General features: G+C 60.3%; 18 protein-coding genes and 2 pseudogenes. 7 read left to right on the forward strand and 13 right to left on the reverse strand.

The genetic code is table 11. The features are described from left to right. Positions 1–276: 276 nt before the first annotated feature. Both SO140_RS03250 and SO140_RS03255 read right to left on the reverse strand, forming a co-directional pair. Complete coding sequence (locus SO140_RS03250) at positions 277–600, reverse strand: hypothetical protein (RefSeq protein WP_498542324.1); 324 nt, start codon at positions 598–600, stop codon at positions 277–279. A gap of 584 nt (positions 601–1184) precedes the next feature. Continuing rightward, positions 1185–1833, reverse strand: a pseudogene (locus SO140_RS03255) (SOS response-associated peptidase). Between the two features lie 151 nt (positions 1834–1984). Here SO140_RS03255 and SO140_RS03260 point away from each other — a divergent pair. After that, positions 1985–2617, forward strand: coding sequence for a hypothetical protein (locus SO140_RS03260; RefSeq protein ID WP_498542325.1), 633 nt, complete (start codon positions 1985–1987; stop codon positions 2615–2617). A gap of 7 nt (positions 2618–2624) precedes the next feature. Here SO140_RS03260 and SO140_RS03265 read toward each other — a convergent pair whose 3' ends face one another. The 3 genes from SO140_RS03265 to SO140_RS03275 form a co-directional block, all read right to left on the reverse strand. Beyond that, positions 2625–3038, reverse strand: coding sequence for a hypothetical protein (locus SO140_RS03265; RefSeq protein WP_498542326.1), 414 nt, complete (start codon positions 3036–3038; stop codon positions 2625–2627). Between the two features lie 479 nt (positions 3039–3517). Further along, positions 3518–3709: a hypothetical protein gene (locus SO140_RS03270; RefSeq protein ID WP_498542327.1), complete on the reverse strand. Its 192-nt coding sequence runs from the start codon at positions 3707–3709 to the stop codon at positions 3518–3520. A 149-nt stretch (positions 3710–3858) separates the two neighbouring features. Beyond that, positions 3859–4377, reverse strand: a complete 519-nt coding sequence (locus SO140_RS03275) for a hypothetical protein (RefSeq protein ID WP_498542328.1) — start codon at positions 4375–4377, stop codon at positions 3859–3861. 167 nt (positions 4378–4544) lie between these two features. Between SO140_RS03275 and SO140_RS03280 the strand changes: the two are divergent. From SO140_RS03280 to SO140_RS03290, 3 genes and pseudogenes are all read left to right on the forward strand, one after another. Beyond that, a pseudogene (locus tag SO140_RS03280) lies at positions 4545–4883 on the forward strand (transposase); the annotation flags it as partial. Between the two features lie 246 nt (positions 4884–5129). Continuing rightward, positions 5130–6002 (forward strand): hypothetical protein, encoded by an 873-nt coding sequence (locus SO140_RS03285; RefSeq protein ID WP_498542329.1) that lies wholly within the window; start codon positions 5130–5132, stop codon positions 6000–6002. Between the two features lie 109 nt (positions 6003–6111). Further along, positions 6112–6387 carry a hypothetical protein gene (locus tag SO140_RS03290; protein WP_498542330.1) on the forward strand — a complete coding sequence of 92 codons (276 nt, stop codon included), beginning with the start codon at positions 6112–6114 and terminating at the stop codon, positions 6385–6387. A gap of 417 nt (positions 6388–6804) precedes the next feature. On the opposite strand, the gene SO140_RS03295 is transcribed toward SO140_RS03290, so the two are convergent. The 4 genes from SO140_RS03295 to SO140_RS03310 all read right to left on the reverse strand — a co-directional run bounded on the left by SO140_RS03295 (position 6805) and on the right by SO140_RS03310 (position 8704). Then, positions 6805–7200: a choice-of-anchor Z repeating domain-containing protein gene (locus SO140_RS03295; protein WP_498542331.1), complete on the reverse strand. Its 396-nt coding sequence runs from the start codon at positions 7198–7200 to the stop codon at positions 6805–6807. Next, positions 7190–7456 carry a hypothetical protein gene (locus tag SO140_RS03300; protein WP_498542332.1) on the reverse strand — a complete coding sequence of 89 codons (267 nt, stop codon included), beginning with the start codon at positions 7454–7456 and terminating at the stop codon, positions 7190–7192. The genes SO140_RS03295 and SO140_RS03300 overlap by 11 nt, the downstream gene beginning before the upstream one ends. Before the next feature lie 22 nt (positions 7457–7478). Then, a complete protein-coding gene (locus SO140_RS03305; protein ID WP_498542333.1) occupies positions 7479–8072 on the reverse strand; it encodes a hypothetical protein in 594 nt (197 codons plus the stop codon). Positions 8073–8473: 401 nt separating this feature from the next. Further along, a complete protein-coding gene (locus SO140_RS03310; protein WP_498542334.1) occupies positions 8474–8704 on the reverse strand; it encodes a hypothetical protein in 231 nt (76 codons plus the stop codon). Positions 8705–8789: 85 nt separating this feature from the next. On the opposite strand from SO140_RS03310, the gene SO140_RS03315 reads away from it, so the two are divergent. Beyond that, entirely contained in the window at positions 8790–9149 is a 360-nt protein-coding gene (locus tag SO140_RS03315) for a hypothetical protein (protein WP_498542335.1), read from the forward strand. A gap of 993 nt (positions 9150–10142) precedes the next feature. On the opposite strand, the gene SO140_RS03320 is transcribed toward SO140_RS03315, so the two are convergent. Continuing rightward, positions 10143–10274: a hypothetical protein gene (locus tag SO140_RS03320; protein ID WP_498542336.1), complete on the reverse strand. Its 132-nt coding sequence runs from the start codon at positions 10272–10274 to the stop codon at positions 10143–10145. Positions 10275–10544: 270 nt separating this feature from the next. On the opposite strand from SO140_RS03320, the gene SO140_RS03325 reads away from it, so the two are divergent. Together SO140_RS03325 and SO140_RS03330 are read left to right on the forward strand one after the other, a co-directional pair. Beyond that, positions 10545–10727 (forward strand): hypothetical protein, encoded by a 183-nt coding sequence (locus SO140_RS03325; protein WP_498542337.1) that lies wholly within the window; start codon positions 10545–10547, stop codon positions 10725–10727. Between the two features lie 95 nt (positions 10728–10822). Continuing rightward, positions 10823–11008: a hypothetical protein gene (locus SO140_RS03330; protein ID WP_498542338.1), complete on the forward strand. Its 186-nt coding sequence runs from the start codon at positions 10823–10825 to the stop codon at positions 11006–11008. A 143-nt stretch (positions 11009–11151) separates the two neighbouring features. On the opposite strand, the gene SO140_RS03335 is transcribed toward SO140_RS03330, so the two are convergent. Genes SO140_RS03335 through SO140_RS03345 form a run of 3 tightly spaced genes read right to left on the reverse strand, consistent with a single transcriptional unit; the run spans position 11152 to position 13949 of the window. Beyond that, positions 11152–11343 carry a hypothetical protein gene (locus SO140_RS03335; RefSeq protein ID WP_498542339.1) on the reverse strand — a complete coding sequence of 64 codons (192 nt, stop codon included), beginning with the start codon at positions 11341–11343 and terminating at the stop codon, positions 11152–11154. A 9-nt stretch (positions 11344–11352) separates the two neighbouring features. Continuing rightward, positions 11353–13425 carry an AAA family ATPase gene (locus SO140_RS03340; RefSeq protein WP_498542340.1) on the reverse strand — a complete coding sequence of 691 codons (2073 nt, stop codon included), beginning with the start codon at positions 13423–13425 and terminating at the stop codon, positions 11353–11355. After that, positions 13422–13949 carry a hypothetical protein gene (locus SO140_RS03345; protein WP_498542341.1) on the reverse strand — a complete coding sequence of 176 codons (528 nt, stop codon included), beginning with the start codon at positions 13947–13949 and terminating at the stop codon, positions 13422–13424. The genes SO140_RS03340 and SO140_RS03345 overlap by 4 nt, the downstream gene beginning before the upstream one ends. Between the last annotated feature and the right edge of the window lie 4 nt (positions 13950–13953).

Here is a 13953-nt window from a genome sequence, read left to right on the forward strand (position 1 = left end):
CCCTGTCTGCTGACGAGCGCGCAAGGTCCGCCTTGCTCGAAATCGCGGAAGAGTACCGGCTACGCGCCGACTCCCTCGAGGCCAAGCCGCAACCCCAGCTGGATAGGACGTTGAAGGGCTCCTAATCGCTCTTTTTGGCACTCTCGGGGGATTGACTGCCAAGCCGCCGAGGCTCAGCGTCCGTTCCATCATCGCCCGGTCCGTGGCTTCAATCGGTGACTGAGAGACCAGTTGTGCTCCCGCCCACTCAAACAGGGAGCAACCGTCATGCCGATTTCACGGCTGATTTCGAATATAGATTTGACCCACGAACAAGAACATGTTCTTGAGTTGGCCTTCAACCACGCCCTGCGCAAGCTCGACTTGGTGGATCGAAGGGATCCCCTCTGTGATCTCGTCGCCAAGAGGATGATCGACATTCACATGCGCGGCGTGACTGATGCCGTAGCTCTGGCCGAGATGACAGTCCGGGAAATCAGATTGCCGAGACAGTAAAAGCACCCCTGATTTGGCGTCTCCCCAGCTATGTCGAGCAAGTCCGTTCATGTCGAGCAAGTTTTTTCTGGCCCCCTGTGTATCTTTTGATACTTTGCCCACCATGGGAAATTGCTTACTTTTCCCTGAACAGAGGGGCGGGGAATGGAGCGGCTAAAGAACTCGCTGCGGCACCTCGAAGCACCGGTCTGCCCCAATTGCCACGTCGGCATGCGATGGTTCAGATCCGAGCTGGTGCAGGACGACGCGCAGCCGCTAATCGCTCACCTCTTCGTTTGCCCCAATTGCAAGAGCGCTCAGCGGCGGGACAGCAAGGCTGCGCCAGTTCGCATTCCTCCTGAAAAACTATTGAGCCCGCGCTTACGTGTGGTGGGGTGATTCAGCCCACGTTGATTTCCGCTCCTGTGACATCTGCGACCTCGTGCAATGTCTGCTTTCATGCCGCTGTTGAGAGCATAGCCGGACATCATTCAAAGGGGCCGTTGGCGGGTTCGAAAAATTAGCAATGCCTCAATCTTGAGTTGTAGGTAGGCGAGTTCAATCCCAACAATCTGAGGGACAGCAATTCGGCCTTGCGCAATGGAATGGACGACATCGATGCGCCGCTTGATCTCCTCCATTAGATCACAGTACAGCGTCACGAGGCGCGGGTCTAACTTAGCAACGGACATGTTTATCCGCCGATCTAGCTACGCTGCTGCCTTGTCTTCCTTGTCCGCGCCACGCATCACGATCTTGACGGCATCAGCAGGCAATGGCCGCTGCAACGACTTCGCCTCGTCCCAAGGCGCGCGCATCCAGACATCCCGCTCCTCGTCGGTCGTGAGGATCACAGGCATGGCCTTGGGATGGATCGGGGCGACCACTGCGTTCGGCGCTGTCGTCAGAAAGCCGTAGACCTGATGCGGACCCGGCACTGGCTTCGATTTGGTGCCGCGATCGCCGTTGAACGTCGTCCAGATGCCCGCGAACGCGAACGGCGGCCGATCCTCATTGAGCGCGAACCAGACCACGTCTTTCTTTTTGGTCTGCGGGTTCGGCTCCGGCGCGTACTCGGCGAAGCTGTTGGCGGGGACGAGGCAGCGGTGCTCCGGCTTGAGCCAGCCGCGCCAGTGCGGCGACGACGTGTTGCGGATGTTGGTGACCGGCGGCCCGCCCGTGCGCAGTGGCGGCGGCATGCCCCAGCGCATCGTCACCATCTCGGTCCCCGCGTCACTGTTGCGGACGACCCGGCGCCGGGTAGTCGGGGAAAACGCCCGTCATCGGTGGCAGGTTGCCGACGTAGCGATTGACCACGCGGAAGAGCGAGGCGATAGCGGCTTGGTTTGTGGTGACTATAGAGACACATCGATTTGCACAACCAACGAGCGAATGGTAGTAATCAGGAACTTAGCGACACCGCGATGGAATAACGCCGGTGAACGAGCAGTTGGAGGCTTTCAGAAAGCGCTTGCGCGGACCGGACCCGCCACCTCAACCGCGAGAGCGAATGAAAGCAAGGGAATGGGTAGCAATTTTAGTCTCCCTCACCGCCCTCGCACTGTCCCTGATGACAGCGTACTTCGGCGTTGTGCGTCAAGCGGAAGAACTGCGTGTATTTACCGGTACCACTATTCCTATGGTGAAGTGGCTAGACGATGGTAGGCTGCAGCTTGATGGCCCCTTGGACATTGCCTTCCTGAATACAGGAACTAGACCCGTCGTTGTATTGGCCGCGTACTTGTTCTTGGTTACCGACCAAGACGATGAGATATCAAAGCCAGAACCCTGCGACGAATTCAACGGTGGATACCCGTTCGATCTGGTTTCGTTTGCTCTCAAAGAAAAAGACTCGGTTACAAAGCTTCTCCGGTTGAAGCTGGATCTTGTTACTTTACCGACGCTCGCTGACGTTACAAAAGAAGGCCACATTCTTATACGGCCCCTTATCAGAGGCAGACAAATCCGATCTGTTGCAATGTGCATTCGCATCGAGGGAGCCACACCGTCACGGCCAGAATTGTCCGCCGAGTTTAAGTTGGCGCAGTTTGAGATGCGCGCTGGCAGCATCGCAATTAAGCAACCTCCGCTGAAGTCCAATGCTATTTGGACAAAGCGAGGAACGATTTTCAGTATGGAGTGAACACCACTTAGCGTTCTCCCGGCCACCAATGCGAGGCTGGATCGCTCGCCGAAATCTTCGTCGTCCGCAGCGCCACCAGGTGGCTCCGCTTGTAGGAATAGCCGCGAACCTGCGAACAATCCTTGCAGCGCATGTAGCGCTCCAGCTCATGAACCGGCGTTGTCTTCGGTCGCCGGACGATGTCGAGGGAAACAGTCTGATTTGTGTCGCAGCCGAGACACCTGACTTCGAGATAGAGGTAACCGGCATTGAGCGCGTCGCCGAGCGTCGGCGACGGCTGCGCCGGTCCCTTGAAGGCCAACATGCGCTTATTCCATGCCTCGCAGGCGAGCCGGTCGGCTTGCTTGCGTGCTTCCGTCGCCCGCTCCGCCGCCGCTCGGACCGATGCGCCGTAAATGGTCTCGCGTGATATGGTGCCCATGCAAAAAGGGAGGATCGCCGGGCCGCGCGACGCAGGCAAGCCGCTACGGATTGCGGTGGACAACGCGGCGGGCACAACGGAATGGCCCGGCACTCCGGCAGCACAAGCCTCAAACCGCGTTGCGACGGCGTCAAACGTTGGTTCGAGTTGGTGCCAAATAGTACATTTCGCAATGAAATCAGTGTTTTACATGGCTCGAAATAAAACCTTAACGGAGACCCGATCGCAGGAGCAGCCAATGCCACCAAAACCACTCGCCGTCCTTCAGCCGAGTGGGCGATCACTTCGCCGCCGCCGTCTGGCTTCGGACATTGCTCGAAGCTTCGCCCCGGATACCGGAGGGCGAACGATCAGCAAAAGAGGCGGGGAAGAAGCTCGGCGCGGCATCGATCACTTCCGCAAGGCCGGGTGGGACAAACACCGGGCGATGTTAGTTGCCCAGTGCTGTAGACCCGACCAGAAAGGGTAGGGCGAACGGCTCAGGCTGAATGGGGGGAAGTTCCATGAAGCTTGAAGAAGAGATCAAGCTTCACAGGTTCGCCGGTATCTCGCCAGAACAGTCTTTTGCCCATGCTGCCCGCGACAGCCAGGCGATGGTGGCCACCGAGTAGAATATGATCATCCGTTGCTATGGCGATGACCTCGCCGGTTTCATCAACGATGACTTTCATGCGGCGCCTCCAATGCAGGGCGCGTCAGTCAGCGCAGACGCGGTGGTCTAAACCTCGTGTCTACCTCCGCGTTCCAACGGTGAATTTGGCCTCGGCAAGCCACTCCGCGCAGCGGCGGTCGGCGTGACGATCGAACACCCCGGTGGTCGTCATCGCTCGGTCAGCGGCGGTTCCCCGACTTCCTCCGCCTTCTTGGTGCACGCCGCGCTGATCTCGCGCCTGATCTGCATCACGGCGGCATCGATATTGCGCCTGACCGCCCTGTCGCGCGAGCACCGGGCCGCCATGCCGGATAGGTGCGTGAGCACCACGCCGCAGAGGTCGTCAACCAGAGCATCGACATTCGCCCGGTGCACCAGCTCGCGTCGCTTCTCCATCAGGCGCAACTGGAGCATCTCGGTCTTGACCCTGACGTGATCAACGGCGGCCTCGCTGCGCAGCGATTGCCGTCTCTCGCGCCGCAAGTATCGCAGATAGGCAACGCGGCTCTGGTCGAGCGGGAAGCCGTCACCTTGCCGCTGGATCACGCCTTCGGCTTCGAGCTTGCCGATGTACGTGCGGCTGCAATCAAGGTGCGCGGCCAGCGCCGACGCGCTCACCGTCGCGGGCTTTCCGGATCGTGGTCGAGAGGTGACGGGCAAGCGATCATTGGTGACAGTCTCAGCCATCGTGTTTACTTCCTGTTGCGTCGCGGCAGGATAGCTGACTTCCGCTTTCGGCGGCATAGCGGAAGATGCGCCGACTTGCCGCTGGACCAACGGGGTCGCGAATGACCCTGGCTGCGTAAAAACGACGAGTCAGATAGGGATCGTCTCGGGGTTTCCGGAGACGATCGATGCGAAGGTTCATTGAAGGCGCGGATCGCGATCAGTCGACGTTATTGCCGGAATGCCTCGACGACTGGGTCAATGAGAGCAATCCTGTTCGCGTTGTCGATGCGTTCGTCGAAACTCTTGATCTCGGCAAAATGGGCTTCGAGGACATCGAACCGTCGGCGACCGGGCGGCCGGGCTATCATCCAGCGGCGCTGCTCAAGCTCTACATCTACGGCTATCTCAATCGTATTCAGTCGAGCCGCCGGCTGGAGCGCGAGGCGAGGCGCAATCTTGAGGTGATCTGGCTGCTGCAGCGGCTTTCGCCCGACGACAAGACGATCGCCGACTTTCGCCGCGAATATTCGGAAAAAATGAACCGCAGCACAGATGCTCCATCGTGTATGCCTTGACTGATTGCTAGTCTGAGCCGGGTGGCGTTGCCGACATTCTTAGTCAGAGATTGTGCGGCGCACTCTTGCCCGAATGAAGAAAATTTGATCCGCTTCGACGGCCTGTCCGTTGGACGGCTCTCTGGCGGATGTCGCAGACCTGGCATAAATCGAGGGTATACAGTTTCATTCAACATTACTTAAGGGTGTATGTGCATGGACGCAATTGGAGCCTTTCTACAGGCAATCCCGTCGGCTGCCACGAGCCCTTTGGCGTTAATTGCATATTTGGCGGCGATCATAGCATGGGTGGTGCTTTCCCACCGGAAGGGATTGATCCAGTCCGTTGGACCTTTCCTACGAGACTTGCCGAGGGATGATCGCGCTGGCACCTTCAATAGAGTTCTTCCTGGCGGAGACGTTCCAGCGGACTATAGCGCTGCCGATTACAACGCCAACAAAAATGCCGAGCGCCGTCTGTACGCCCTGTACGCGGTTTTAGCGGCGGTTGTCATCGTATTCGCAATCGCAGGCTATAAGGCGCATAACGAACTGGCACGGTCTGACGGAATGATCGGCGAAATTTTGGATGACGGGAGGCTTCGTACCCCTATCGCTAACCTCGCTAGGGGTACCAAGCTTGTAAGCGGTGCTTCGGAGGAAAGGTCAAGCGACATACCTTCCAACGAACTGGGAGAATACTACGATCGGCTGAGGATGGGTAATCCGAGCATGAACAACCTCAACGCTCTTACTAGGCGTTCTCAAGAGAATTCCTCCGGCGGACGGCTTCAAGCGGCGAGCGGCATACTGAATCGAGCCGCAGGCCAACTCAACAATGCGTTTGAGAAGATTGACAATTGCTACCGGGAGGGCGACTGCGTGAAGAGCAGCCGGACACCGGAGTTGTGCCAGTTGACTTCCCGTATCTTGAGCGACACAAACGCAATCAACGGGTCGATTGGTGACGGTGTTATGGTCGACACGACTGATGCTGCGCCAAACTTTGGAAACGGTGCGATGGATCCGTATTTCCACAAGGTGACGGTGCCAAATATTGCTGATTGGCATGCAAGGGCGTGCAGCTAGCGTCGCATTGAGGGCTTATTTCGCATCCCGCCGCCTTGCATAGGCGGTCGTGTCATCCCGGAGCATGCTGCAGAAATACAAACCATATTGGTCAGAAGGATGACCGCTAATGTCGAAGCAAAATGAAATGAGCAGAAATATTTTGGGCTGGAGAACATTTGCACTCGTAACTGTTTTGGGAATTTCTTCAGCACGTGCAGATCCAATAGATCCGAGAGAAGCCCCGAAAACATCGCCATCATGCGCACCTTTGCGGGATAACCAGCAAGTGCGAACAGATTATAATAAGATGCTGAAAAAGGGTTGGATAACGCAAGAAGCTTGGGAGCGGCGAACTAAGGAGTTAGACGAAATAGACGCCAGGCTTTCTTCCCAATGCCGCTAGACGAATACTGCACTTGTAGTGTGAGTACCGTCGAGCGGTACTGTCGTTGCACTTTCGGCTAGTGGCCCATCGGGTCATTCCGTTGCACTGCGGGAACGGATCGCTATCAGAGCATAGCGTCCATGGAGCAAGGCGCGCGCCGCCTTCCGCAACTGCAACCACGGATTTTGTCGCAGCAGATATTCTGAATAGGGGCGGTCGCGCGTACCCCGCGTTTAGGGCGGGCCCCAAAGGACCCGTGCGACGGTGGGGTCCTCCCTGGGGCCTTGCCCAGGGGCCTGGAGCTGGCCCTACGTTCGCTTGCGCGCATGGTGTGGTGTGAATGACGAGGCTCGGCACGACGCGATGTGTGCAGCCCCCTGGATTGCGGGGAGCGGGACCGGGGCGTTGCGTCGGCTCCGGTCCAGCGTTTCACGTTTAGCGGCGACGCTTGTGCTCTCTCTCTTCGCGAGCTGCGGGTGCCGTGAAGCTGAAGGCGATCGCGTCCGAATAGGCTGGGCCGTTGCGGACCTTCACCGGCACAGTGGCGGGTGCGAAGAGGGACGGCTTGACGATCGTGGTGACCTCGGTGTCGGACACCAGTGTGGTCGGCTCGTCGTAGTCGCCGAAGATGATCGTCGTGCTCTGGTCGAAGCCGGTGCCGATGCATGAGAGCACGAAGTCCGGATCACCAGAGACGGCGGTGTCCGGACTGAGTGAGGACAGCACAGGGGTCGGAGGCGGCGGCTCAGCCTCGGCGCTCTTGGCGAGTGCGTGTGCGGTGTCATAGGCGACACCGGCCAGGACGGACTTGCGGATGTTGTCAGCGTCCATGGGCCTCTTCCTTGTGTTCGGCCGCAGGCGGGAAGCCAGCGGCGACTGCGGCTTCGGCCTGTTCCTTGGTCGGCGGCTCGCCGGGAGGTGCGTTCGGCGAATACTTGGTGCCCGAATAGTCGGTGGGCCCAAGCTTGTCGGGCATGGCATCGACCGCCGCTTCCTTGTCGGCGCGCAACTGCTCGGGCGTCTTCGGTGCCTGGGGCTCGGCCTCGGCGGGCTTGGCCTTCTGCTTGGTCTCGTGCTTGTCGGTCATCGTGGTCTCCTCGTTGCCTGTTTCACCGAGCCCGCCGGGTGCGCATTGCGATCCCGATATTGCCGGCGAGGTTTCGCTCCATCTCCTGAAGCATGATCTTTGCGAAGTCGGTATAGAACGCCACGTCGCGCTTGATCTTCGCCGCGGGCTTCAGGACGTACATCAGCCGCAGGCGGTTGTTGCCGATGCGCTGGTAAATCACGTCGCCCTTCCTGAAGCTGTTCTTCAGGTTGCGGGGGCGCTGGCCCTGGGGCACGCCGCGAGCGGTCCGGTTCACCGCACCGGTTGGCGGGATGGCCAGCGCGCTCGTCTGCGGGACACGGGTGCCGCTCTTCGCGTGGAGTGCCAGGTTTGCGCGGCCAAGCTTGTCGTAGATGGTGACCTCAAGATCGGTCTTGCTCGCGCGCGCTCCCTTGGTGGTCAGCGCCGCCCGCATGAAGCTCTGATTGCGGACCTGCACCGACGACGGCCACGTCGTGTTGATGAGGTAGCTCCGCGTCGCGTCGGCCGCATCGTTGAGCGTGCGGGCCATGATGTAGGGGATTTGATCTATCGCCGCGCCCAGCTCGATCGCGGCCTGCGTGAAGCCCGTGGTATCGATGTTGACTTCGATCATGCGCAACCTCACGCACGGAGGCCAGCGGGGAACGGGCGGGATGGCTTCTCTTTCAGGCGAAGTAATCCATCCCTTCACCACCGCTGGCGCGCGTCACCATATAGGCGCGTTACGTCTTGCGCGCCAGTCGTCCATCGATTTGGCGGACGTATTCGAGCGCCAAATTCCGTTCGCGATAGATGCGCAGGATTGCGCAGCGCCCGAGAGACAGCTCGTCTGCCTACTCGGCCACGTCTTTCGCGTCGAACTCCACGTCGTGCGGGAAGACGATGGTGACGGTCGCATCGGTGATGCTGAATTCGATCGAGAGCGCGATGTCCTCGATGTCTACGGGCAAATGCGCGCTCCATTGCCGCGCTACTCATGGCGATCCCTCTTGTGTGGTGATCGCCTATTCTATCTCACTGCAACGAATGTCGCGCTACCAAATCGAAGCCGCCGTTGCTTCTTCGATACTCAGCGGTGAGCCGCTGGCGTGCGAAAATCCGGATGACCTCGACCGTGCCGTTGCTGGCATTGAAGCAGTAGGCGACGACGTTGATCAAATCCACGTCCTCGTCGGCGAAGCTGACCGTGGCCGTGCGGGTCTCGAGGTCGTACTCGATCGCGGTGGCATCGCTTATGTCGTGCAATGGCCATCCTCCTGAAACGACAAAGGGGCGGCGCCGCGCGGCACCACCCCTCCGATCAGCACCGCAAAGCATGGAGCAAGCACACATGGCGGCGCGCGATGGCAGGGACCATAGTGCAACGCTGCGCGCTTCACCAGGAATTGGCGCCAGCTTTGGGAATGAGAGCGATCATTTCATGGCCTTCACCAACACCAAGGGGGAGCACCGTGTCGTGGTCGAGTGTGACGAGCCTGCGGTCGCTGGCGCGCTGCAGATCTACGCGCGTGATCAGGTGCGTGTGGGCGTGAGGACGGCCCGCGCCAAAAACACGGGCGGCTCTTTTCTGCCACGGCATATGTACGGCATCACGAAGTGGCGACCTTGCACATCGGATGACCCCGGTGTGGAACGCTCACCCGCGCAGAACGTCAAGGGGCAGAGCACCAATCAGGGTCTAAAGCGATGAGCTTCTGGTGCGGGTTCGCTGCAGGTGTACTGATCGGCGGTGTGCTCGGCGCCATTGTCATGGCCGTCATCCAGATGGCGTTACGGGGCAACCCTTACGACAAGGGATGACAGATGCCCGGCATGCAGCCATGGGAAGTGGATCTGGAGCGGCAGCGCAACGCCGCCAGCGTTATTCTAGGAAGGATTTCACGGGCGTCTTGAGTTGTATCCTTCTGCCGCAGTCTAGGCAGGTGAACCTGTTCTCAACGACCTGTTCAGCCGAGATCAGAACCGACCCGATCCATGTCATCGCGACTTGGCAATAAGGACAGATGGGAGATGGCTGTTTCGGCGGCTGCTGGAGGATTTCCATCTGAGGCGTCCCCATTCCTCTGATGCGAAACTACGACCTTGGAACATCGCCCTCAACCAACAATGTTAGCATTTTCCACCGGTCCTCATCGCGAGCGACCAGCTCGTGCTAGACAAGACCAGCTCGTTCTCATGAAGATCACCAGTTCCACACTTTATGTCTCGCCATCCCGAATACCTAGACCGTTGGAACATCCAGAAGAGCGGGGCATAGTGGAATATGGCAGCCGCAAATGACAATTCCGATGTCCATTTGGTTCAGGTCACCACCGATGACCGCAAACACCAGATTTGGGTGTCCGCGGGTCGGCGCGAGGAAGCAGTCAGCCAAGTCTTGGATGCCGTCCCAGAGGGGTGGACAGCTGCCTTGCTAAGCAACCTTCTGAACGGAGGCCGAGGTTTCATCCAGAAAGGGAGCGCCCCAAGTTAAATGGCTAAAGCGACAGCGGATCTGCGATCTTTGGCGCGAGCTCACACTGAGGCTGCGGTGCAGACGCTTGCCGGGATCATGCGGCAGGCCCAGTGCCCGCCCTCGGCACGCGTCCAGGCAGCGACGGTGCTGCTCGAACGCGGTTGGGGCAAAGCGGCTTAACGGATCGCTGGCGACGACGGCGGCCCGATCCGCATCGTCATCCGTCAACTAGTTGATAACAGTGAAAAAAAGCCGATGAAGGTGATCGAGCACGAGGCCGACGAAGGCCAGCTTGAGCTGCCGTTGCGCAAGTGCTGCGAACTGCTCCACTAAGTCATTGATATTGCTACGCTTCGCCATCGCTGCGCCTGGTTAGCTCTGTGTGCGTGACGTCACGTCATGGAGGGTGGGTGGTCCCCCAGGGCGGCATCTCGGGGCTCGATGCACGGCAGACACCGGTACCAGTAACTGCCATCTTTTCGTCCGCGACTTACGTCCTTCGGATTTCCCGCACTCCGTTAACAGCTGACGCGCCCGTTGGCGTACGCGTCAGGATGGCTGCCACTGCAGCCAAACTTATGTTAATGAATTATCAGCTAATCGAGCTGGGCACATGGTTGGAGGGACCCCATGGGCATTGAGCGTATGCACCCGCCTCAGTACTGGCAGATGCGGGCCGAGGAGTTTCACACCAAGGCCGATAATGCGGAGCACGACCAGACCAAGCAAACCTTGCGCAAAACTGCGCAGCACTATGAGGAGCTAGCGCGCCGCGCCGAGAAGATCCGCTCAGTCGAAGATCTGAAAAAGTAAGGCCGCCCAGGTTGGCATTCTCTTTCGTTTGCGACTAGCGAGGGCCCAGGCTCCTTTGGGGGCAGGGGACAAGAGCTGGGGCCGCCGAGGCCGCGGTGAACGTGCTGGCGAGCATCATGAGGCAGCGAAACGCGACTCCGTCAGCGCGCGTGGCAGCGTGCGATCTGCTGCTCGAACGCGGCTGGGGCAAGGCCGTTCAGCCGATCGCGGGCGAGGACGGCGGCGGCATCAACATCATCATCCGTCAAGTGATTGATATTCCAGACGAAAAGCAGATGTAGACGATCGAGCACGAAGCCGATCTGTCGCAAGGGTTGCGAAGTGCGTCGCTAAGCCATTGACATTGCTACGCTTCGCGATTGCTGTGCCTAGTTAGCCCTGTGTGCGTGACGTCGCCAGCCGCTGGCGCTTCTGCTCTTTCCGTTCACGTCGCAGCATGATCGCGCCTCATTCCGCACCGGGCCATCTGCACCAGATTGCGAGCCAGCGACCGGCACTGCGCTTCCGCGTTGATGGCGTCGATCTCGCCCCGCGTGTAGTAGTTCGCGGCGAAGTCGCGCTCGGTGACGCACCCGCACAGCAGCAAGAGCATTCCCAATGCCATCATTCTGAGCATGACCACCTCCTATCTTCCCATCCCGGCGACCGGCTTGCCTGTCGGCCACCAGTACGGGTTCTGCACGCCGATGACGCCTGCGTTGCGCAGCTTGTCCCCCGCGCGCTTAAAGGCCCCACGGAAGCGATTGTCGGCGGCCTTCTTGTCCGCGTCGTCATCGATCACCTTGGCCCGCATGCCATCGCGAACGTAGGCGCTATCGACCACCTTGGTGATGCTGTTTGGGAGCGGGAAGGGCGGTGGCACGCCGTACTCGACCAGCGCATCGTACAGCGCATGCATGAGGAGGCGCTCGTTGCTGGTGGCCTGATAGCCGCCGCGCTCGGAGCTGTCGCTCGCATCGTAGGGTACGGCGGCGCATGAGGTTTCCTCGTTGCCCCACTTGTTCAGGCCGACGCTGATGACAGGCAGCGTGAACTCCCACCGGATGCCGGACTTGCCCTCGCGCTGCTTGCGCACCGTCGCGCGGTGGATGTTGCCGCCCCGCGAAGTGCGCCTGTCGGCCGCGATCTCGAATTCGATCGTGGTCTCGAAGTCGGCGGTCAGCGATGAATGGCCGCGCGGGCTTCCGCCGCCCTTCGGCTTATGGTGCACGAGGATCACGGCAGCGCCGAACCGGTGCTGCAGGGCGACCAGCCGCTTGCGCACGATCGACACGTCCTGGCTGGCGTTCTCGTTCATGCCGGGCGCGAGCGCCGACAGGGTGTCGATGATGATCAGCACCAGCTTCTGCGGATAGGTTTTCTTGACGGCCTCGATCTCTTCGCAGAGCGCGTTCAGGTCGTCGTCGCTGCTGAAGAAGTCCGGCCGCTTGGTGCAGAGATAGAACGGCAGCGGCTGCCCATGGGGCAGTTGGTGCTCGATCACGTAGGCAAGCTTCCGCTTGCTGAAGCCTTTCCCGGCCTCTGCGGCCACGTAGACGACCAGTCCGGGCTCGGTGTTGCGGCCAACGAATTTCTGCCCGCGTGCCAATGCCATGCCCAAGTCGAACGTGCCGAACGACTTGCCGCTGCCGCTGTCGCCAAAGACGAGGGTGATCTCGTCCATGGGGATGATGTCCTCGACCACCCAATTGTAGCCCGATACGTGGCCCGACATGGCGATCTCTTCCCAGCGCAGGCCGCCGAAGCGCGAGCGGAACGGCTCGGCGGTCCAATCGGGTGTTCGCTCCGCGAGCTTGTGCAGGGCGTCGGGCGCGAAGCCCGCCTTGAGGAAGTCCGTCACATCGCCCTTGGGCGGCATGTCCGCCCAATGCCGGGCAAGGTCGAGCACGCGGACACGCGCCGCTGTCCTCTTGAGCGCCTTGGCGACATCCTGCGCATGATCCTGGCCGGGCAGCACCGGTCTGCCGTCCGGGTGCCAGCGCAGCGCACCGTCACCGTTCGGCGGATCGGGGTTCTTTGCCTGGGGGTCGTTGTCCTGAATGATGACCACGTCGGCGTCGCGGAAGAATGCCGTGAGAGTGTCGCTCCACTTGCCGGCGCCGCCGGGGTTCGTCGTCGCGACGATGCCGATCTTCGCAAGGTTGTCGGCGTCCTTCTCGCCCTCGACCACGTAGACGGTGTGGTCGTTGGCGATGGCCTCCATCAGCTCGGGCAAGCGATAAGGCACGTACCTGATGCCGCGCACGGCATAGACCCAGCCGTGCTTGATCACGTCCTGTGGATCGTCGGGCTGTGGTCTCCGCCGCTGCCTGAACGTCTTCGGCTCGAAGCGCACGACCTGAAAGAGAAGCTCGTCGTTCTCGTCCGTGTAGCTGTAGTGCGCGACCTCGCGCCCGAGCTGCTGCGGTTTGCTCTCCTGGCGCTCGCGTTGCTCCAGATAACCGTGTTCGCGCATCCACTGCATCGCAGCCTTATGGTCGCGTCCCGTTTCTCGTGAAATGAGGTCGAGCACGCCGCCGCCGGTCTTTGTCTCATGGTCGTAGAAGCGTCCGGCCTCGACATCGATCGAGAGAGAGCCGTGCTTGCCGTAGCGTCGATCGCCTTCGGATGAGAGGCGCACATTCGGTGCGCCCAGCAACTCCTCGGCGATGGCCTCCATGTGCACAGCGAACGAGACGACCGGTCCGTGCATGTTCATCGGTGCCCCTGTTGAAAGAGGGGTGTGGTGACGAGCGCGAGCTGCGGCCGGATGAGCGAGCACATGTAGTGCCACGTTGCGAGCGCGTCGGCCTCGTTATCGTCTTCGACTTCCCAACCCATCGACCGGCAATGCCGCATGACCAGGGACTTGGCGCGGTCGCGCTTCGGGTTCTCGCCGATGAAGTGCAGCCGCACGTCGCGGGTCTCTGCCTTGCGGATGTCGTAGAGCCCGCATCGATAGGCGCACGCGCCGATGATGGCGGGGAGACCGTAGAGCAACGTCGTCGTGTTTACGTTGCTTCTTCCACGGTTGAACGATGTCGGCATCGGCGCTTCCCAAACCACGGTGCTCGGGCCGAAGTCAGCGAGCATGCTGTACATCCAGCCCCATGCATTGGAAAAAATCGCTTCGTGCGATGCGCCCGGCTTGGCGAATAGGATCGAGCCGTGCGTTGGTGTTTGGCCCGGCTCGCCCACGGCCCAGCCGGTTCTTGACGCGAGGTCGAGGGCGAGGATGGTCATCGGC

The organism is Bradyrhizobium sp. UFLA05-108 (genome assembly GCF_059803455.1).